This is a genomic window from Dietzia sp. B32, from assembly GCF_024732245.1.
GTDB lineage: Bacteria > Actinomycetota > Actinomycetes > Mycobacteriales > Mycobacteriaceae > Dietzia.
This window is the reverse complement of the sequence record NZ_CP093845.1, coordinates 1,930,344-1,950,001: the sequence shown is the minus strand read 5'-3', so window position 1 is coordinate 1,950,001 and position 19,658 is coordinate 1,930,344. Positions and strand designations below refer to the sequence as shown.

Annotated in this window: 19 protein-coding genes; 12 read left to right on the top strand and 7 right to left on the bottom strand. The window is 72.0% G+C overall.

Annotated features, from left to right (window positions below; all coding sequences use genetic code 11):
• The first annotated feature begins 9 nt into the window (after nt 1-9).
• Genes L8M95_RS09310 through L8M95_RS09295 form a run of 4 tightly spaced genes read left to right on the top strand, consistent with a single transcriptional unit; the run spans nt 10 to nt 4,300 of the window.
• Nucleotides 10-1,368, top strand: coding sequence for an LLM class flavin-dependent oxidoreductase (locus L8M95_RS09310; protein WP_260485868.1), 1,359 nt, complete (start codon nt 10-12; stop codon nt 1,366-1,368).
• Nucleotides 1,368-2,705 carry an MFS transporter gene (locus L8M95_RS09305; protein ID WP_260485867.1) on the top strand — a complete coding sequence of 446 codons (1,338 nt, stop codon included), beginning with the start codon at nt 1,368-1,370 and terminating at the stop codon, nt 2,703-2,705. Before L8M95_RS09310 ends, L8M95_RS09305 begins: the two co-directional genes overlap by 1 nt.
• A gap of 15 nt (nt 2,706-2,720) precedes the next feature.
• Nucleotides 2,721-3,596, top strand: a complete 876-nt coding sequence (locus L8M95_RS09300; protein WP_260485866.1) for an ABC transporter permease — start codon at nt 2,721-2,723, stop codon at nt 3,594-3,596.
• The gene (locus tag L8M95_RS09295; RefSeq protein ID WP_260485865.1) at nt 3,572-4,300 is read left to right on the top strand and encodes an ABC transporter ATP-binding protein; all 729 of its coding nucleotides are present in this window, start codon (nt 3,572-3,574) and stop codon (nt 4,298-4,300) included. The genes L8M95_RS09300 and L8M95_RS09295 overlap by 25 nt, the downstream gene beginning before the upstream one ends.
• A gap of 61 nt (nt 4,301-4,361) precedes the next feature.
• Here the strand turns inward: L8M95_RS09295 and L8M95_RS09290 are convergent, their stop codons facing one another.
• Nucleotides 4,362-4,772: a PPOX class F420-dependent oxidoreductase gene (locus tag L8M95_RS09290; protein ID WP_260485864.1), complete on the bottom strand. Its 411-nt coding sequence runs from the start codon at nt 4,770-4,772 to the stop codon at nt 4,362-4,364.
• 149 nt (nt 4,773-4,921) lie between these two features.
• On the opposite strand from L8M95_RS09290, the gene L8M95_RS09285 reads away from it, so the two are divergent.
• On the top strand, nt 4,922-6,346 hold the full coding sequence (locus L8M95_RS09285) for a rhodanese-like domain-containing protein (RefSeq protein WP_260485863.1): 1,425 nt from the start codon (nt 4,922-4,924) through the stop codon (nt 6,344-6,346).
• Here the strand turns inward: L8M95_RS09285 and L8M95_RS09280 are convergent.
• The gene (locus L8M95_RS09280) at nt 6,307-8,178 is read right to left on the bottom strand and encodes an amidohydrolase family protein (protein ID WP_260485862.1); all 1,872 of its coding nucleotides are present in this window, start codon (nt 8,176-8,178) and stop codon (nt 6,307-6,309) included. The genes L8M95_RS09285 and L8M95_RS09280 overlap by 40 nt on opposite strands.
• 118 nt (nt 8,179-8,296) lie before the next feature.
• Here L8M95_RS09280 and L8M95_RS09275 point away from each other — a divergent pair, with 118 nt between their 5' ends.
• Together L8M95_RS09275 and L8M95_RS09270 are read left to right on the top strand one after the other, a co-directional pair.
• Nucleotides 8,297-9,643 carry an MFS transporter gene (locus tag L8M95_RS09275; protein WP_260485861.1) on the top strand — a complete coding sequence of 449 codons (1,347 nt, stop codon included), beginning with the start codon at nt 8,297-8,299 and terminating at the stop codon, nt 9,641-9,643.
• A 68-nt stretch (nt 9,644-9,711) separates the two neighbouring features.
• Nucleotides 9,712-10,137, top strand: coding sequence for a hypothetical protein (locus L8M95_RS09270; protein WP_260485860.1), 426 nt, complete (start codon nt 9,712-9,714; stop codon nt 10,135-10,137).
• Nucleotide 10,138: 1 nt separating this feature from the next.
• Here L8M95_RS09270 and L8M95_RS09265 read toward each other — a convergent pair whose 3' ends face one another.
• A complete protein-coding gene (locus tag L8M95_RS09265; protein ID WP_260485859.1) occupies nt 10,139-10,765 on the bottom strand; it encodes a DUF1707 domain-containing protein in 627 nt (208 codons plus the stop codon).
• A gap of 112 nt (nt 10,766-10,877) precedes the next feature.
• Between L8M95_RS09265 and L8M95_RS09260 the strand changes: the two genes are divergently transcribed.
• A complete protein-coding gene (locus L8M95_RS09260) occupies nt 10,878-11,378 on the top strand; it encodes a carboxymuconolactone decarboxylase family protein (protein WP_260485858.1) in 501 nt (166 codons plus the stop codon).
• 122 nt (nt 11,379-11,500) lie between these two features.
• Nucleotides 11,501-12,340 (top strand): sigma-70 family RNA polymerase sigma factor, encoded by an 840-nt coding sequence (locus tag L8M95_RS09255; protein ID WP_260485857.1) that lies wholly within the window; start codon nt 11,501-11,503, stop codon nt 12,338-12,340.
• 66 nt (nt 12,341-12,406) lie between these two features.
• On the opposite strand, the gene L8M95_RS09250 is transcribed toward L8M95_RS09255, so the two are convergent.
• From L8M95_RS09250 to L8M95_RS09240, 3 genes are all read right to left on the bottom strand, one after another.
• On the bottom strand, nt 12,407-12,760 hold the full coding sequence (locus L8M95_RS09250; protein WP_260485856.1) for a VOC family protein: 354 nt from the start codon (nt 12,758-12,760) through the stop codon (nt 12,407-12,409).
• Nucleotides 12,761-12,902: 142 nt separating this feature from the next.
• Nucleotides 12,903-13,634 (bottom strand): thiamine phosphate synthase, encoded by a 732-nt coding sequence (locus L8M95_RS09245; protein ID WP_260485855.1) that lies wholly within the window; start codon nt 13,632-13,634, stop codon nt 12,903-12,905.
• On the bottom strand, nt 13,631-14,521 hold the full coding sequence (locus L8M95_RS09240) for a hydroxyethylthiazole kinase (RefSeq protein ID WP_260485854.1): 891 nt from the start codon (nt 14,519-14,521) through the stop codon (nt 13,631-13,633). Before L8M95_RS09240 ends, L8M95_RS09245 begins: the two co-directional genes overlap by 4 nt.
• Nucleotides 14,522-14,591: 70 nt before the next feature.
• On the opposite strand from L8M95_RS09240, the gene L8M95_RS09235 reads away from it, so the two are divergent.
• The 3 genes from L8M95_RS09235 to L8M95_RS09225 all read left to right on the top strand — a co-directional run bounded on the left by L8M95_RS09235 (nt 14,592) and on the right by L8M95_RS09225 (nt 17,747).
• Nucleotides 14,592-15,605: an LLM class flavin-dependent oxidoreductase gene (locus L8M95_RS09235; protein ID WP_260485853.1), complete on the top strand. Its 1,014-nt coding sequence runs from the start codon at nt 14,592-14,594 to the stop codon at nt 15,603-15,605.
• A 92-nt stretch (nt 15,606-15,697) separates the two neighbouring features.
• Nucleotides 15,698-16,900, top strand: a complete 1,203-nt coding sequence (locus tag L8M95_RS09230; RefSeq protein WP_260485852.1) for an acyl-CoA desaturase — start codon at nt 15,698-15,700, stop codon at nt 16,898-16,900.
• Between the two features lie 22 nt (nt 16,901-16,922).
• Entirely contained in the window at nt 16,923-17,747 is an 825-nt protein-coding gene (locus L8M95_RS09225; RefSeq protein WP_260485851.1) for a thioesterase family protein, read from the top strand.
• A 118-nt stretch (nt 17,748-17,865) separates the two neighbouring features.
• On the opposite strand, the gene L8M95_RS09220 is transcribed toward L8M95_RS09225, so the two are convergent.
• Nucleotides 17,866-19,521, bottom strand: a complete 1,656-nt coding sequence (locus L8M95_RS09220; protein ID WP_260485850.1) for a DEAD/DEAH box helicase — start codon at nt 19,519-19,521, stop codon at nt 17,866-17,868.
• Between the last annotated feature and the right edge of the window lie 137 nt (nt 19,522-19,658).

Here is a 19,658-nt window from a genome sequence, read left to right as displayed (position 1 = left end):
GAGAACCCCATGTCACAGCCACGCCAGCTCAGCCTCAACGCGTTCATCTACCCGACCGGTCACCACGAGGCGTCGTGGCGCCACCCGGCCGCGGTCCCGGAGCGCATCACCGACATCACCTACTTCCAGGAACTCGCCCGCACGGCCGAGGCCGCCAAGCTCGACGCGGTGTTCTTCGCCGACGGCCCGGCCCTGCGTTCGGACGCCCGGTTCAAGCCCGACTACCACCTCGAGCCCATCACCACGCTCACCGCGATGGCCTCCGTCACCAGCCACCTCGGCCTCATCGCCACCGCGTCGACCACCTACTACGAGCCCTACAACCTCGCCCGCCTGTTCTCCTCGCTCGACCACCTCTCCCGGGGCCGGGCCGGATGGAACATCGTGACGACCTCGACCGACGCCGCGGCCGCGAACTTCGGGCTGGACGAGCACCCGCCGGCCGCCGACCGGTACGCGCGGGCCACCGAGTTCGTCGAGGCGGCCATCGGGCTGTGGGACAGCTGGGAGGACGACGCCCTCGTCGTCGACAAGGAGGCCGGAACCTACGCCGACGGCGACCGGATCCACCGCGTCGACGCGCGCGGCGAGCACCTCCGCGTGCGGGGCCCGCTGAACTCGCCCCGGTCCCCCCAGGGCCGCCCGGTGCTGGTCCAGGCCGGCTCGTCCAACGACGGGCGGGAGTTCGCGGGCCGCTACGCCGAGGCCATCTTCACCGCCCACCAACGCATCGGCGACGCGCAGGCCTTCTACGCGGACATCAAGGCCCGCGCCCTCAAGTCCGGCCGCAATCCGGACCACGTCAAGGTCCTGCCCGGGCTCAGCCCGTTCATCGCCGACTCGCCCGCCGAGGCCCGCGACCTGGAGCGCGAACTCAACGAACTCACCATCCCCGCCTTCGGCCTCGAGCAGGTGCGAAAGCTGACCGGGATCGACCTGTCGGGGGTGGGATACGACGACGAGGTCCCGCAGTCGTGGTTCGAAGGCTTTGGCGACCTGGCCGACACCACCCAGAGCCGCAGGTCCGTGGTGGCGAAGATCGTCCTCCGGGAGAAGCCGACCGTGCGGGAGCTGCTCTACCGGCTGGCCGGTGCACGTGGGCACAACGTCGTCACGGGGACCGCCGAGCAGATCGTCACCGTGATCGAGACGTGGTTCCGCACCGGCGCCGCGGACGGGTTCAACATCATGCCGCCCGTGTACCCGGTGGGGCTGGAGGCGTTCACCGAGCGCGTCGTCCCGATCCTGCAGGACAAGGGCCTGTTCCGCACCGAGTACTCGGGGACCACCCTGCGCGATCACTACGGCCTGCTGCGGCCCGAGAGCCGCTACGCCGCCGAGCCGCTGGCCGGCTCCACCGCCTCCTAGTGGGGGACAGGCCAGAGAGAGGGAGGTCGGCCGGGCCCCGGCGGCAGCGCCGGGGCCCGGCCCTGCCGCGCGCGCTCGTCCTGCCACTGCTCGTCCCGTCGCTGCTGCACGGGGTGGGGCAGGGTGCGGCCGCGCCGGTCGTGGTGCTGCTCGCGCTCGAGCACGGCGCGTCGGTGGTGCAGGCCGGGCTCGTGGCCGCCATGGCGGGCCTGGGCATGTTGCTGGGCGACGTGCCGTCGGGGTGGATCATCTCCCGGCTGGGGGAGCGCCGGGCCGTCGCCGTCTCGACGGGAGTCGGGGTCGGCGGCGCCGCGCTGAGCGCCCTGGTCGGGGACCCGGTGTGGATCTCGATCGGCGTGGCGCTCGTGGGCGTCGCGGCGGCGGTGTCGATGGTCGCCCGGCAGAACTCCGTGGTCGTGATCGCAGCCGACGCCCACCTCGGCCGTGCGCTGTCCGCGGTCGCGGCGTCGATGCGCGCGGGACTGCTCATCGGCCCGTTCGTCGGCGCCGCCGTGGTCGCCGTGAGCGGTCCGGCCGGCGGGCTGTGGATCCAGGCCGCGGCCATCGCCGTGGCCGGCGTGCTGATGATGATCGTGCCCGACGCCACCGCCCGTGGCGCCGAGACCGGCAGCGGCGTGTGGGCGGTGGCGGTCGACCACGCCGAGCCCCTCACCCGCGTCGGTGCCGGCGCGTTGGTGCTGGGGGTGTGCCGCACCAGCCGCACCACGGTCCTTCCGCTGTGGGCCGCGCACGTGGGCCTGGACGCCGTGGCCACGAGCGTCGTGTTCGGCATCGGCGGCGCCATGGACCTGCTGATCTCGCTGCCCGCGGGACGAGCGCTGGACACCATCGGGCGGGTTCCCGTCGCGGTCGCTTCGACGAGCGTGTTCGCGCTGGGTGCGCTGCTGCTGCCGCTGGCCCACGGGCCGGTCGCGGTGGGGGCGGTGTCCGTGGTGCTGGGCGCGGCCAACGGGCTGAGCAACGGGCTGCTCATGACCCTGGGGGCGGACCTCGCGCCCCCGGGCGACCGCGTGGCCTTCCTCGGACTGTGGCGGGTCGCCCACGACCTCGGGGTGCTGTCCGGGCCGCTGGTCCTGTCCGGGGTCACCGCGCTCGGCGGGTTGGCCGCGGCGAGCCTGGCCACCGGCGGGGTGGCAGTGGTGGGCGCCGGGGTGTTCGCGTGGGTCGTGCCGCGGTATCTGCCCCGGCGCCAGCCGGCGGTCGGGCCGAGCCGCCAGCCGGCGGAGGGGCCGAGCCGGGAGCCGACATCCGATCACCGTGATGCCAACCGTTGCCCCGTTCCGCCGCTGCCGGACACCATCTCCTCCACCACCTGACGAGAGGACGACCTCATGACGCTCACCATGCACCGCCCCGCCACTGCCCGGCCGACCGGGCGGACGCCGGGGGACGAGGCCCCGGCGGCCGGGCGCCTGGCACCGAGGCCCGCCAGGTCGCGGCTCGGGCCGGGCGCGCCGATCCGGTTCGGTCTGGCGATCGGGCCGCTCGTGCTCCTGGCGATCTGGACCGTGGGGTCGGCCACCGGCCTCATCGATCCGCGGACCCTGTCCGCCCCGTGGACGGTCGTCACGACCGCCGGGGAGCTCATCGCCGACGGGCGCCTGCAGAGCAACCTGTGGATCTCCGTCCAGCGGGCGCTGGTCGGCGGCGCGCTCGGCGTCGTGCTCGGGGTGGTGCTCGCGACCCTCGCGGGCCTGACCCGGATCGGCGAGGCCCTCATCGACGGGCCGGTGCAGATCAAGCGGTCCATCCCCACGCTCGCGCTCATCCCGCTGGCGATCGTGTGGTTCGGCATCGGCGAGCAGATGAAGATCCTGCTCATCGCCCTGGCGGTATTCGTGCCCGTCTACATCAACACCTTCTCCGCCCTGCGCGGCCTGGACGCCCGGCACGTCGAGCTGGCCGAGTCGTTGCGTCTGTCGCGGGTCGGGTTCCTGCGGCACGTGGCCGTTCCCGGCGCGCTGCCCGGTTTCATCTCGGGGCTGCGCCTGGCCGTGACCATCGCCTGGACCTCACTGGTCGTGGTGGAGCAGGTCAACGCCAGCAGCGGGATCGGCTTCCTCATGTACCAGGCCCGCAACTACGGCCTGACCGACGTGATCATCGTGGGCCTGGTGGTCTACGCCATCCTCGGAACCACCTCCGACCTGCTGGTCCGACTCCTCGAGCGAAAGGCACTGTCATGGCGCACGACCATCGCGAGCTGAGCGTCCGCGCCCGCGGACTCACCCGCGGATTCGACGGACGGGTGGTGCTCGACGACATCGATCTGGACATCCGCCGCGGCGAGTTCGTCGCCCTGCTCGGACGCAGCGGCTCCGGCAAATCGACCCTGCTGAGAGCGATCGCCGGCCTGGACGCGGGCGTCCCCGGTTCCGGGGAGCTGCAGGTACCCGAGAACCGGTCGGTGGTGTTCCAGGACTCGCGGCTCCTGCCGTGGTCCCGCGTGCTCGACAACGTGGTGCTCGGCCTCGACGGCCCCGACACGCGACGCCGCGGCTCGGAGGCGCTGGCCGAGGTCGGTCTGGCGGGCCGGGAGCGCTCGTGGCCGTCGGAGCTGTCCGGCGGTGAGCAGCAGCGGGTCTCGCTGGCCCGCTCGCTGGTCCGGGGCCCCGAGCTACTGCTGGCCGACGAGCCCTTCGGCGCCCTGGACGCGTTGACCCGTATCCGGATGCACGCGTTGCTGCTCGAGTTGTGCCGGGTGCACCGGCCCGCCGTGCTGCTGGTGACGCACGACGTGGACGAGGCCATCACCCTGGCCGACCGCGTGGTGGTGCTCGACGGGGGCCGGATCGCCCAGGACGTGGACGTGGTCCTGTCCGAGGGCCGCGCGGAGCGCGCGACCGAGCACGCCGCCTATCGCGAGGCGCTCCTCGCCGCGCTCGGTGTCGAGGCCGCGCACGCGGTCTGAACAGCTCCGGACCGGCCGGCTCGGCCGACGCGGACGAGCCGGCCGGCCCGGGGCGTCCGGATCAGGACTCGCGGAGCTGACCCCACACGTGGACGTGCTCGATCTCCACCCACGCGTCCACGCGGGCGCGGTCGCGCACCGGGTACGGCTCGCCGGTGTAGTGCGTGCTCAGGGCGTCGATGCCGGACAGGTCCGGGTCATCGGCGATCTCCACGACCCGCCCCTGGATGCTCGCGTGGGTGTACCAGTCCTCGGACGCGATGACGGACAGCGCCACCCGCGGGTCGCGGCGCAGGTGTTGCAGCCGCACCCGGCCGGCATCGAGGTTGAGGTGGATCCGGTCGCCCTCCACGAGTCGGTACCAGGTCGGCACGGTGACCGGGGAGCCGTCCTTGCGCAGCGTCGCCATGACGGCCGGGTTGGGCGCGAGCAGCAGGGCGCGGGTGTCGTCGTCCAGGGGCGAGTCGGTCACGGCGGGGGTCCTTCCATCGGCGATACGGTCCGTCCCCAGTGTGCGCCGCCCGGCCGCGAGTGCGCACGAATCGACCGGTGGCTGCATACCGGGGAGGGTTTTACGGTGGCTGATGTACCTGTTCCCCCAAGGAAAAAGGACGCCGCACCATGCTCTTCGAACGCATCTATGACTACGACCTGGCCCACGCCAGCTACTTCATCGGCTGCCAGAGCAGCAGTGAGGCGATCGTCGTGGACCCCAGCCGCGACCTCAGGCCGTACTTCGAGATGGCCGACCAGCACGGCATGACCATCGTCAAGGTTACCGAGACCCACATCCACGCCGACTACCTGTCCGGCACCCGCGAACTGGCCGCCGCGACCGGCGCTACCGTCTACCTTTCGGACGAGGGCGGTGACGACTGGCGCTACGGTTTTGAAGGCGAACGGCTCCGCGACGGCGACACCATCGAGCTCGGGAACGTCCGGCTCAAGGCCGTGCACACCCCCGGCCACACGCCCGAGCACCTGATGTTCCTCGTCACCGACGGTGCGTTCGCCGACGAGCCCGGCTACGCGCTCACCGGCGACTTCGTGTTCTGTGGTGACCTCGGCCGACCGGACCTGCTCGACGAGACCGCCGGCGGCCACGACGACGCCGGCAGCGATTCGGACGGCGAGGACACCCGCGTCGAGAGCGCCAAGCAACTGTTCTCCAGCCTGCGCGAGCGCTTCCTCACCCTGCCCGACCACGTCCAGGTGTTTCCGGCCCACGGCGCGGGCTCGGCCTGCGGCAAGTCCCTGGGGGCCTTGCCGTCCAGCTCGGTGGGATACGAGCGGAAGTTCGCGTGGTGGCCGACGTACGTGGAGAACGACGACGAGGAGGGCTTCATCTCCGAACTCCTCGACGGCCAGCCCGACGCGCCGGCGTACTTCGGGCGGATGAAGCGCGAGAACCGGGACGGCCCCTCCGTGCTCGGCAATCCGTTGCCGGAGCTGCACGAGCTGCCTGCCCAGGAGGTGGCCTCCGGCATCGAGTCCGGTGGCCTCGTCGTCGTCGACCCCCGCCCCGCCGACGACGTCCACGACGGCACCGTCGACCGCGCCATCAACCTCCCCGCCGGCCAGGCGGGCACCTACGCCGGCTGGGCGATCGATCCGGACAAGGACACCCGCGGCCTGGTCTTCCTCGCCGAGGACGCCGAGGCGGCCGACGAGCTGCGGCGGCACGTCATCCGCGTGGGCATCGACTCCACACGCGGGTACGTCACCTCCACCGACGGACTGCCCACGTTCCGCCCGGAGACGGTCGACCCCAAGAACCTGGAGTCCCACGAGCACGCCATGGTGCTCGACGTCCGCGCCACGTCCGAATATGAGGACGGCCACGTCCCCGACGCCACCCAGCTACACGGCGGCCAGGTGATGTGGGAGCGCGACGAACTGCCCGACTCGGGCACGATCGTCACCTACTGCCAGTCGGGCACCCGCAGCTCGGTGGTCGCCAGCTCGCTGCGCAGCGTCGGCTACGACGTCACCGAGCTCGAGGGCAGCTACTCCGCCTGGGAGGACGCCGGGATGCCCACGGAGTGAGCGGCGGGCCGTGGCGCCTCCACCGGGCGCGGTGCCACGGCCTCGCCCGCGGGCAGGAACCGGCCCGCCGCGAACTCCCGGCCGTAACCCTGCACGAACTCCCCGTCGGACCACACCACCCGGCCGCCGATGATCGTCGCCGCCACGGCCCGGTCGTTGCGGTTGACCATCCGGCGGATCCCGCCGAACTCGTCCATGGCCTCCTCGTGGTACTCGAGGGACTCGCCGTCGAGCCCGGACGGATCGATGACCACCACGTCCGCCCGGCGGCCGACCTCCAGGCGCCCGGCGTCGAGGCGGTAGAAATCCGCCAGCTCACCGGTGAGCTTGTACACGGCCTCCTCCGTGGTGAGGAACGGCTTGCCGCCCAGCTGTGCCTGGTGGACGCGCTCCAGCAGGCGGATGCCGAAGTTGTAGAAGGCCATGTTGCGCAGGTGCGCTCCGGCGTCGGAGAAACCGATCGTCACCCCCGGGGTCCGCGCCAGCCGGTTGGCGACCTTCTCGCGCGCATTGGCGATGGTGGTGGTCCAGCGGAAGTCGGTGCCGAACTCCACCACCAGGTCGAGGTACGCGTCCGCCGGGTGGAGCTTCCGGGCGCGGGCGACGTCGCCGACGGTCTTGCCGACCAGCGACTCGTCGGGGCACGCCACGATGAGGGCGTCGTCGAAGTCGCGGTGCCACACCCGCGGGCTGAACCGCTTCTCGAAATCCCGCCGGAACCAGCGGCGGTAGCTCTCCTGTTCCAGCAGATCGGTGCGGGCCATCTCGTCGACCAGGTGCAGGGCCTCACGGCCGGAGCCGAACTCCTCGAACACCACCAGGTCGATCCCGTCCGCCCACACCTTGAACGTGGTGGGCAGGTGCTGCCACACGAACTTGCCCTTACCCACTGTGTTGGCGGCCCAGGCGATGGGCCGGAAGATGCGGTTGACCCACGGCTCGGCCAGCGTGTCCGCGGCCGAGAGCAGCGAGACCCGCAGGGGCTTGCGGAAGAGCCCCGTGCTGGTGGCGGCGTAGAAGGCCACGTCGACCTTGGTGTTGAGGTTGGGCACGCCCTGCAGGACGCGGTCACGGCGGCGCAGCAGCCGGCTGATCCGCCGGAACTCGCCCCACGAGGCGTGCGTGGAGGGCAGGGTCCGCGAGCGGTAGCGGTCACCGTCCATCTTGTCCCACGGATTGGTCATGGTGGACACGCCCAGGAAGCCCTCGTCGAGAGCGGCGTTGATGCGGCGGTCGATCGTGCGCAACTCGTCGCGGCTGGGGGACTGCTTGGGGTCGGTCGCCCGGCCCAACCCCATCACCGAGGCGCGGACGTCGGAGTGGCCGAGAAACGACGCGACGTTGGGCCCCAGTGGCAGCCCCTCGACCGCGCGCCGCCAGTCCGCCGGACCCGACCAGGTCTTCTTCTGCTCGAGCGCCGCCAGCACCGAGTCGCGGGGCAGGGCCTCGACGCGGCTGAACAGGTCGGCCACGTCGACGGTGCCCGAGTACACGCCCGAGATGGAGCAGTTGCCCACCAGGACGGTGGTCACCCCGTGCCGCACGGACTCGCCCAGGCCCGGGGAGACGAGCAGCTCGACGTCGTAGTGGGTGTGAGTGTCCACGAACCCGGGCGTCACCCACCTGCCCTCGGCCTCCACGACCTGCGTGTCCGGCGCGACGGGGAGCGGCGTCGGACTGATCGCCGCGACCTCCCCGGCCCGGATCCCGACATCCGCGCGGATGCCGGGGGCGCCGGTGCCGTCGAAGACCGTGCCGCCCCGGATGACGACGTCGAAGTCCGTGCCCGTCGCAGCGGGCGAACCGGTGCCGGACGACTCAGTGATGCCCACGAGGAGCTCCTCTTGTTGTGATGTGTGACACAGTGACACCAGGCTACTCGGACATTCGTCCACGTCCAGCCCCGGTTGACCCGCCGATCTGACGGAGGCGCCGAGTAGCGTTGCCGCCATGACGACCCGCACGGAGCGCCTCGACGGCCTGCCGTTCACCCGCAAGCACCGCAAGCTGCTGCTCGGCTCGGGCGTGGGGTGGGCGCTCGACGCCATGGACGTGGGATTGATCTCCTTCGTCATGGCCGCGCTCGCGGTCCACTGGTCGCTCTCGCCCACCGAGCTGTCGTGGATCGGATCCATCGGGTTCGTCGGGATGGCGATCGGTGCCGCGCTCGGCGGGCTGCTCGCCGACAGGATCGGCCGTCGCCAGGTCTTCGCCGCCACCCTGCTGATCTACGGCCTCGCCACCGGCGCCGCGGCGCTGTCGACCGGCATCGCCATGCTCATCGTGCTGCGCTTCATCGTCGGCCTCGGCCTGGGCGCCGAGCTGCCGGTGGCGTCCACGCTGGTCAGCGAGTTCGCGCCCCGCCGGATACGCGGCAGGGTGGTGGTGATCCTCGAGGGGTTCTGGGCCGTCGGCTGGATCATGGCCGCCCTCATCGGCTACTTCGTGGTGCCGGCGAGCGACGACGGGTGGCGCTGGGCGCTGGCCATCGGGCTCGTCCCCGCCGCGTACGCGCTCGTCGTGCGGTTCGGGCTCCCCGAGTCGGTGCGCTACCTCGAATCGAAGGGCCGCGCCGACGAGGCCGAGCGGATCGTCCGCGACTACGAGGCCTCCGCGGGCGTCGAGCCGCCAGACGATGCTGCTGGTCCCGCCACCGCATCGGCACCAGCGGCCGGAGTCGACGCCGCCCCCGCCGTTGCCGCCCCCGCCGAGTCCATCTGGTCCCCGCGCCTGCGCACACGGACCGGCGCGCTGTGGATCGTGTGGTTCGGGATCAACTTCTCCTACTACGGCGCCTTCATCTGGCTGCCGAGTCTGCTCGTCTCGCAGGGCTTCGACCTGGTCAGGTCGTTCGGGTACACGCTCATCATCACCCTCGCCCAGCTGCCGGGGTACGCGGTCGCGGCGTGGCTCATCGAGGTCTGGGGCCGACGGGTCACGCTCGCGGTGTTCCTCACGGGTTCGGCGGTGGCGGCCGGTCTGTTCGGGCTCGCGGACTCCCCGGCCACGATCATCGCCGCCGGCATGGCCCTGTCGTTCTTCAACCTCGGTGCGTGGGGCGCCCTGTACGCGATCGGACCGGAGCTCTACCCCACCGCGACCCGCGGGTCCGGCACCGGCGCCGCCGCGGCGTTCGGGCGGATCGCCTCCATCATCGCGCCGCTGCTCGTGCCGCTCCTGCTCGATCTGGGCGACACGGTGCTGGTCTTCGGGGTCTTCGCCGCGGCCTTCGTCGTCGCCGCCCTGGCCGCCTTCACCCTCCCGGAGCGCAAGGGTTACGCGCTGGAGGACACCTGACCGCAGCCACTTGACCGCAGCCACCCGGCCCGGATGCGGTGCCGCGCCGGGGATGTGACGATGGCGCGGTGACCACTCGTGTGATCGGTGCGCTCGTCGCCGTCCTCGGCCTGCTCGTGGTGCTCGGCGGGATCCTGCTGGGCAGCATCGGCGTGTCGACCGGCGGCTTCGTACAGCGGGTGGATTGTGGCACCTACTTCAGTCCCGACTACAGCGACGCCCGCGACAAGGACAACGCGCTCACCTCGCTGAGCTGGAAGGACCTCTTGCGCGGAGAGCGTCCCCAGCCCAGCACGGAGGCGCAGGAGGCGTGCGACGCCGGGCTCGCCCAGCGCCGCGTCCCGGTGCTCGCCTCGCTGGGGATCGGGACGACGATCGTCGCCGTCGGGTTGGGGATGGGGTTGCTTCCCGTGGTGGCGACCGCCCTGGCCAGGCGCGGGGAAACGGGCGGGACCCGCGAGCGCAGCCGCGGCGGCGCGGACGAGTCCCGGTAGCTCAGCTGCGGTTCTCCCGACCGTCACCCAGCTCGCGGATCCGTTCGTTCGCGGCGCGCAGCCGCTCCTCGCGGGCCTTCCTGTCGGCCTTCTTGAGCTTCTCGTAGGTCTCTTCCTCGGAATCCGTGTACCGCAGGATCAGGCGTGGGATCCCCAGCGTGAGCGCGAGCGACGGCCACACGATCCACGCGTACTGCCAGTCCACGATGATCTGCAGCACGAGGAACGTGACGAGCGTGATCCCGAGCACCACGCCGTCCAGCGACTCGACGAGCGACCCGCGCTTGCGCAGTTCCTCCAGGTCGGCGTCGGTGCCGCGGGTGGTGGGGGTCGCCGCGCCGGCGGCGGACCTCGGCGATGATGACGACGGCGACGAGAGCTCCAGCTCGCCGCCGGGGGCCGTCGCCGACTCGACGATCATGCCGTCGACTGAGGTCAGTGGCGTCCCGCCGGGCAGGTCGGTGAAGAAGCCGCGCAGCTGGCCGAGTGTGCGGGCCGTGGCCACCTCGCCGGAGCGGGCGTGGAACTCGGTGTCGTCCAGTCGGCCGGACGCGTAGTGGTCCCCGAGGGCCATGAGGGCGTGCAGCCGCTCGGCGTCGGAGAGCAGGAGGTCGTCCGGGTCGGCCATGGGATCAACGCTAGGACCGCGCGGCCCGCGGCGCCATAGGGGATCGCCCCGATTCGCCGCAGTCCGCCCGCCCGCCGTGTCACATTCCGGTGGACTCGTGCGTCGAAGAGGCATGAGTACATCACCAGGGAAGAACGACCAACGCACACAGATCAGCGCGGGCGCGATGGCGCCGATGTTGGCACTCGAGGCCTACTCCCGAGCGAGGGTCTCCCGGCACGACAGTCACCTCGTCCGGCTCCGCGTCTCCGCGGTGAACGGGTGCCGCTACTGCCTGGCCATGCACCGCCGGGATGCGCGCAGGGACGGCTGGAGCGAGAGCCGGATCGCCGCCGCCGAGAACTGGCCCGCCCACGCCGAGGAGGTGTCCCCGGCCGAGCGGGCGGTCCTGTCATTCGCGGACGCCGTCACCCACATCGACGGCGAGGACTCCGTCCCCGACGACCTGTGGGACGAGGTGGTCCGCCACCGGGGCGAAAAAGGGGCTGGACAGCTGGTCATGGAGATCGTCACGATCAACGCATGGAACCGGATCGCGATCGCCACCCGCAAGGACCCGGCGACTCTGCGGGGACTCATCCCGAGCGACATCGAACCGGTGATCCGGCCCTGACCGCCGGTCCCGCCACGCCTGCCGCGCCCGCCGGTCCCGCTGCGTCTGCCGCGGCCCCGGCGACCGCACCTCGGTCCGGTTCGGCCCTCGGCCCCGAGTTCGACCGCGACGCCCTCGAGCGGGTGCGCGGCAGGCTCTTGGGGGTGGGGTACCGCATCACCGGCACCTGGGCCGACGCCGAGGACGCCGCCGACGAGGCGCTGGCGCGGTGGGCGGTGCTCGACCCGGCAGCCGCTCCCCGCAACGCCGAGGCATGGCTCACCACCGTCGCGACCCGGTTGTGCCTGGACCGGCTTCGGCGGCGCAGGCGGGAGGACTATGTGGGTCAGTGGCTGCCCGAGCCCGTCGACACCGCCCTGTTGCCGGCGGATCGCGCCGAACGCCGCGACGACCTGCGCATCGCCGTGCTGCTGGCCTATGAACAACTGGGCCCGGACGAGCGGGCGGCCTTCGTCCTGCGCGAGGCGTACGACCTGCCCTACGCCGAGATCGCCGACACCCTGGGCGCCGCGGTGGCCACGGTCCGCCAGTGGGTGAGCCGGGCCCGGCACCGACTGCAGACCGACCTGCGTCCGCCCGAGCCCGCCTCGGACGCGGTGATCACGCGCTTGGTGGAGGCCGTGCTGGCCGGAGATCTCCCACAGACGATCGCCGCCCTCACCGCGGATGCCCGGGTGGTCTCCGACGGGGGCGGCAAGGTCAACGCCGCCCGGCGGGACATCGTCGGGGCCCGCAAGTGCGCGTACTTCCTCATCAAGTCCGCGGAGCTCTCGGGCGGGATGATCGCGCCCGTCGAGGTCAACCGCGAGTTCGCGCTGGCCATCCTCGCGCGGGGGGTGCTGCGTGTGGCGCAGGTGGCCGTGGTCGACGGGCGGATCGCGCGCCTCTACTTCCACTGCAACCCGGACAAGCTCACCCGGCTCGCGCTGCCCGAGGGGTTCGCCGCGTCCGCGAGGCACTGACGCAGCGTCAGGGCCCGGACGAGCCGGCGCCGCGCTAGACCGGCGCCGCGCTAGACCGGCGCCGCGCTAGACCGGCGCCGGCACCCACATGGCCATCTCGTTGCCACCGGGTTCGCGGAAGTGGAAGCGGCGGCCGCCGGGGAAGTCGAACGGACCGAAGGTCAGCACGCCTCCGGCCGCCTCGACCTGCTCGCGGGCTTCGTCGAGATCGGGCACGCGGATCACCATGAGCGGAGCGGGGGACTGCTCGTCGTCGTCCCCCTGCACTCCCACGTCGATGCCGCCGCGGATGAGATTCGTATAGGACTGCCCGTACACGGTGGGCTCCCAGCCGCAGACCGTCGAGAGGAACTCGGTCGTGGCTGCCATCGAGGTGCTGGGGAACTCGACCAGCGTGATTTCCAGAGGGATCCGGCGCATGCCGCAGACGCTACGGGTGTTGACGGCGTCCAGTTCGACTTTTCCTGACCCTCTGTCACCAATTCTTCATCAAGCCTCGCGGCTCGATCCCATCACGTCCGGCGGAAGAGCGATGTCGGCCGTTCGTACGACCGCCCCGGGGTCAGCGGCGGGCGGCGTCCCAGCGCGCGAGCAGGTCCGAGGCCGCGGTCCGCGGGTCCGGGGCGGCCATGATCGAGGAGACCACGCACACCCCGTCCAGCTCGGTGGCGGCCAACCGCGCGACGGTCGCGGGCGTGACCCCGCCGATGCCCACCGCGCGGATGCCCGCGCCGGGGTCGCCGGGGACGCCCCCGGGCCGGCGGTACGAGTGCGCGGCCCGGGCCAACCGGTCCGCACCCTCGGGGCCCAGCGCGGCGGCGGTGTCGGTCTTGGTGGCCGTCGACCACACCGGACTCACCCCGATCACGTCCGGCGCCGGCCCGGGACCCGCGACCGCCGCGGCCAACTGCGCATCCGACTCGATCGACAACCCGAGCATCAACTCATCCGGCAGCGCCGCGCGGGCCCGCGGCAACGGCACGTCCCGCTGTCCGATGTGCAGGTGCAGCCCCAGTACCCGCGCGACGTCGAGACGATCGTTGACGAACACCGGCACGTCACGGCCCGTCCCGGTGCACGCCCTCGCGACGGACTCGGCGACGGCGGCGGCGTGGGTGGCGAACTCGTCGTCGTCGCACTCCTTGTCCCGCACCTGGACCACACCCACCCCGCCCAGAACCGCCTCGTAGACGATCCCCGGCACCGCGTCGCGCCCGCCGCCCAGGTGGGGGTCGGTGACCAGGTAGAGCCGCCAGTCGACGCCGGCGCCGCGGCCGGACACCGCGCGGCTCACGCCCCCGTCACCGTGACCAGGTCCGCGATCTCCTCCGGGGTCAGCGTGTACAGGGCGTCGAGCCACGCCACGGCGAAGCTGCCCGGCCCGGCGGCGGTGCGCCCGGCGACCGTCCCCGCGGCGCCCGCGTGGGCGTGCGCGGCGACCACCGCGTCGTGGTCCGCTATACCCGCCGATCGCGCCGCCCCGAGGTAGGCCGCGGTGAGCGCGCCGAGGGCGCACCCGGTGCCGATGACCTTCTGCAGCAGTGGGTGGCCCGATTCGATCCACGTCGCGCGGGTGACGGTGGCGGCGTCGGTGGTGTCGGCGTCGGTGGTGGGGTCACCGGGACGCTGTGTGACGACACGCCGTGAGACGACGAGGTCCCGCGGTCCCGTCACGGCGACCACCGCTCCCGATCGGGCCGAGAGGTCCCGGGCCGCGGGCTCGGCGGCGAGGACATCCTCCGTGGAGTCCACGCCCCGGCCGCCCGCCCCGGTGCCGGCGAGCGCGATGGTCTCCGACGCGTTCGCCCGGATCGCGGCGGGCCCGGCCTCCAACCAGTCGGTGGCCAGCCCGGTACGCAGGACCAGTCCGCCGACCGCCACCGGGTCCAGCACCCACGGGGTCCCCGCGGCGCGGGCGGCGGCGATCGCGGCGTGCATGCCCTCGACCTGCTCGGCCGTCGGATTGCCCACGTTGATGAGCACGCCGGAGGCGATGGCGGCGAAGTCCCCGGCCTCCTCCGGGTGGTCGACCATCGCGGGCGCGGCACCGGCGGCGAGCAGGACGTCCGCGGTGATCTGCCGGACCACCGAGTTGGTGAGACAGTGCACGAGCGGGCCGGTCTCGCGCATGACGGTCACCAGGGCGGCGACGTCGACGGGGTGGTCAGCAGCGGGGGACATGCCCCCAGTCTGCCGCCCCCGCCCGGTCGCCGACAGGAATAGCGTGCCGGGGACCCGGGTTGCACGGGGCATGACCTCCCCCCAGTCCGGTACCGCCCTGCCCCTGTCCGTCATCGACTTCGCATCCGTCCGCCCCGGCCAGAGCATCGGGGAGGGCCTGCAGGATTCGGTCGCACTGGCGCAGAAGGCGGAGGAACTGGGCTACGAGCGGGTCTGGTACTCCGAGCACCACAACATGCCGTCGATCGCCTCCTCCGCGCCGGCGGTACTCATGGCGCACATCGCCTCGCAGACCGAGCGGATCCGGCTCGGCTCCGGCGGCGTGATGCTGCCCAACCACGCGCCGATCGTGATCGCGGAGCAGTTCGGCACCCTGGCCGAGCTGCACCCCGGACGCATCGACCTCGGGCTGGGCCGCGCGCCCGGCACCGACCCGCAGACCCTCCGCGCGCTGCGCCGCGAGCCGTCGGCGGCCGAGAGCTTCCCCGACGACGTCCGCGAGCTCCAGGCGTTCCTCGGCGACTCGCCCTCCGACTTCGCCCGCACGCGCGGGATCGCCGCCATTCCCGGGCGGGGCACCAAGGTGCCGCTCTACATCCTCGGCTCGTCCCTGTTCGGCGCGCAGCTCGCCGCCGCCTACGGTCTGCCGTACGCGTTCGCCTCGCACTTCGCGCCGGACGCCCTCGAGCAGGCCTCGCAGGTGTACCGCGAGCGGTTCCAGCCCAGCGACCAGCTGTCCGAGCCGTACATGATCGCCGCCGTCAACGTGGTGGCCGACGACGACACCGAGCGGGCCGAGCGGGAACTGCAGTGGTACCGCCGCCAGCGGGTCAAGCTCATGGCCGGCCGCGGACGCGAGTTCTCCGACGAGGAACTCGACATGATCATGGAGTCCGCCGGCGGCCGCCAGATCCTGCACATGATCCACTTCACGGCGGTCGGCGACGGGCCGGCCGTGCGCGACTACCTCACCGACTTCGCGCGCACCGCGGGGGCCGACGAACTCATGATCGCGCCGGTGGGATCGACGGTCGAACGGATCCACGGCTCCCTGGAAGTGTTGCGCCGGGCCTGGAGTGACTGAAGTGGTCGGATCGGGTGCACTTGGTCACGAAAGCAGGGCTGCCGCGATCGCAGCCGTAGCCGTGGGCACCTGAACCGGCCTATTCTGGCTGTATGGCGATCTCCGATGTCGGCGAATACGCCCACCTCAGCTCCGACCAGATAGAGGAGCTCGGGCGGGAGCTCGATGCTATCCGCGCCGAGGTCATCGCCTCCCGCGGAGAACGCGACTACAGCTACATCCACAGCATCATCAAACTCCAGCGCGGCCTGGAGTTCGGTGCCCGCGCGCTGCTGTACTTCGGCGCCCGCAACCGCACCGTGTGGGCCCTCGGGACCGGGACCCTGGCCGTGGCCAAGATCCTCGAGAACATGGAACTCGGCCACAACATCATGCACGGCCAGTGGGACTGGATGAACGATCCGGAGATCCACTCGACCAACTGGGAATGGGACCTCGTCGGCAGCTCCGCCGACTGGAAGCACACCCACAACTACCTGCATCACAAGTACACCAACATCGTCGGCGTCGACGACGACGTCGGGTTCGGCGTCCTGCGCGTGACCCGGGACATCCCGTGGGAACCCCGGTTCGCCGGGAACATCCTCGTCAACACGATCCTGATGCTCGGCTTCGAGTGGGGGATCGGCCTGCAGGCGGTCGACACGTCCGACGCGTTCGACCCGGACGCGTCCCCGGCCGACCGCCGCCGTGCGCGCGCGTTCCTGCGGAAGGCCGGCCAGCAGATCCTCAAGGACTACATCCTCTTCCCGGTGCTCGCCGGACCGAGCGGCCGCCAGGCCCTCACCGCCACGATCACGGCCAACATCATCCGCAACATCTGGACCAACGCCGTGATCTTCTGCGGGCACTTCCCCGACGGCGCCGAGAAGTTCACCCTGTCCGACATCGAGACCGAGACTCAGGCGGAGTGGTACCTGCGGCAGATGCTCGGCAGCGCCAACCTCGACGGCGGTCCGGCGATGAACCTGATGTCCGGCAACCTGTCGTTCCAGATCGAGCACCACATGTTCCCGGACCTGCCGTCCAACCGGTACTCGGAGATCTCCCTCAAGGTCCGCGAGCTCTGCGACCGCTACGACCTGCCGTACGTCAGCGGGCCGCTGTGGAAGCAGTACCTGCAGTCGTGGCGCACCATCGCGCGGCTGTCACTGCCGGACCGCTTCCTGCGCCGCACCGCCGACGATGCCCCGGAGACCCGTAGCGAGAAGATGTTCGCCCTCGGCCCGCGCATGCCCGGCCTGGCCACCGCGCTGGCCGGGGTCAGGAAGGGACGCGCCCACCAGAGCAGCTGAGCCCCGGTGACACAATGACCGCATGTCGCTGACGAGCATGTTGGAGGCCGCTGCGCGCGGCGGGACCGTCGAGGTCGAGCAGGGTTGGACACAGGGTAGGGCGATCTTCGGGGGCCTGACCGGCGCTCTACTGCTCTCCGCCATGAAGGGGTGCCTGCGCAGCCGGGACACCGGCGACGGTTCGGCACCCGTCGTCCACCCGCTGCGCTCGATCACCGTGTCGTTCATCGGCCCCGCGGCCACCGGCCCCGTCGAGATCGATGCCGAGATCCTGCGCGTGGGCTCCAACGTCGTCCAGTGCCAGGCCACCGTGCGGCAGGAGGGCGCGATCGTCGCCACTGCTCTGGCCGCGTTCGGCAAGCATCGCCAGTCGGCGATCTCGGTCCCGCCCGCGCACCCGATGCCGGCGCTGGGGGATCCGACCGCGATCGAGGCGTTCCCCTACGTCGAGAACTTCACGCCGGAGTTCTACCGGTTCGTCGAACTGCGGCAGGTCAGCGGCCAGTTGCCGTTCTCCGGTTCCGAGACGGCGGACCTGTCGGGGTGGGCGTCACTGCGCGAAGCCCCGGACCGGTTCGAGGAGGAGCACCTGGTTGTGCTGGCCGACGCGTGGCCGCCGGCGCCGATCCAGATGCTCGACGGGTTCGCGCCCGGCAGCAGCCTGACGTGGACGCTGGAGCTGATCGCCGAGGTGGGGCCGGAGACGTTCCCGGCCGAGTCGATCCTCGGCTACGCCGCCGCCACCGATGCCGCCCGTGACGGATACGCGCACACCCACGCGATGCTGTGGCGGCCGGACGGCGAGCTGGCGGCGATCAGCCGGCAGACCATCACCGTCTTCGGCTGACCGGCCCCTCGACGCCAAAATCCGCTACTCGAAATCCGGATCGGCTAGTCCGATTGGAGTAGCCGATCCGGATTTCGAGTAGCGGATTTCCGGGTGGGGAGGGGTGGCTCCCCGCGGGTCAGCCGGCGGTGCGGGTGGAGCGGCGACGCTGGTCGCTGCGGGGCCGTCCGGCCGCCTGGCCCACCGACTGGCGGGCGCCGGAGCCCTGGGTCGCGGAACCCTGACCGCCCGAGCGCTGCCCACCCGTGCCGCGGGCGCCGGAGCCCTGACGCGCGGAGCCCTGACGGCCCGCACCGTGGGCGTCGGCGGTCTGGGGGCGACGACGACGAGCGCCGCCGTTGCCGGAACCCTGCTGGTCGCGGCCACCGCGCTCTGCGCCGTCGCGGTCCGAACGGGCCCGGACCTGGCGGTCCTGGTCGGCGCCGTCGCGGCTCTGACCGCCCGAACGACCCTGCCCGCCGTCGCGGCTCTGACCGCCACCGCCACCGCCACCGCCTCCGCGGCCCTGACGCTGCTGGTTCTGGCTCTGCCGGCCCTGGCCGCGGCTGCGACGGGCCTGCCCACGGACGGACTGGCCCTCGGCGCCGTCGTCGGACGGCACGTGGGCGGGCGGCTCGGGGGCGTCGGCCAGCGCCACCGCGGCATCGGCGCCGACGGGCAGCTGAATCTCGCCGGCGGTGACCCCGGCCGCGCGCAGCAGCGACCGCACCTCGCGGACCTGATCGGAGGTGGCGACGGTGACGACGGTGCCGACGGCCCCGGCCCGGGCGGTGCGGCCCGAGCGGTGGACGTAGGCCTTGTGCTCGGCCGGCGGGTCGGCGTGGACGACCAGCCCGACGTCGTCGACGTGGATGCCGCGGGCCGCGATGTCGGTGGCCACGAGCACGGTCGCCTCACCGGAGGAGAACGCGTCGAGGTTGCGCACACGGGCGTTCTGCGACAGGTTGCCGTGCAGGTCGACGCTCACCACCCCGCGGCCGGTGAGCTGCTTGGCCAGACGCTTCGCACCGTGCTTGGTGCGGGTGAACATCACGGTCCGCGGATGCGCCACGGCCAGATCGGCCAGGGCGCGGACGCGGTCGTCGGCATCGACATGCACCACGTGGTGGGCGGTCGGGCCGGAGGTGGCGGTGCCGTCGTCGACCGAGTGGTCCACGGGGTCGGTGAGGAACTTGGTGACCAGCTTCTGGACGCCGGAGTCCAGGGTCGCGGAGAACAGCAGCCGCTGCGCACGGGCCGGGGTGGCAGACAGGATGCGGGTGACACCGGGCAGGAAGCCCAGATCGGCCATGTGATCGGCCTCGTCCAGGACGCTGACCTCGATCGAGTCCATGCGGCAGTGCTTCTGGCCCATGAGGTCCTCGAGCCGGCCCGGACAGGCCACCACGATGTCGACACCACGGTTCAGCGCCTCGACCTGACGGCCCTGCGAGACGCCGCCGAAGATGACGGTGGTCTTCAGGCCCATGGAATTGGCCAGCGGCGCCAGCGTCTCGTCGATCTGCCGGGCGAGCTCACGGGTGGGCGCCAGAATCAGTCCGCGCGGGGAATTGCGGGCGCGGCGGCCGCCGGACGCGGCCAGGCGGGCGACGAGCGGGAGGCAGAACGCGTAGGTCTTGCCCGAGCCGGTCCGGCCGCGGCCCAGCACGTCACGGCCGGACAGGGCGTCCGGGAGCGTGGCGGACTGGATGGGCGTCGGGGTGGTGATGCCCGCGCCGTTCAGGACGTCGAGCAGGGGGGAAGGCACGCCGAGATCGGCGAAAGAACGTGACAAGGGAGATAGCTCCGTACATAGAGGAATGGCGTCTTGCCCGGCGCGCTCTCGGGGAGCCGCATCCACTTCGATGAGCGATGCGCCCGGTGCGCGACCACGGGGAGGTCGACAACCGCACGGCCCGAGGCAAGAGTGGT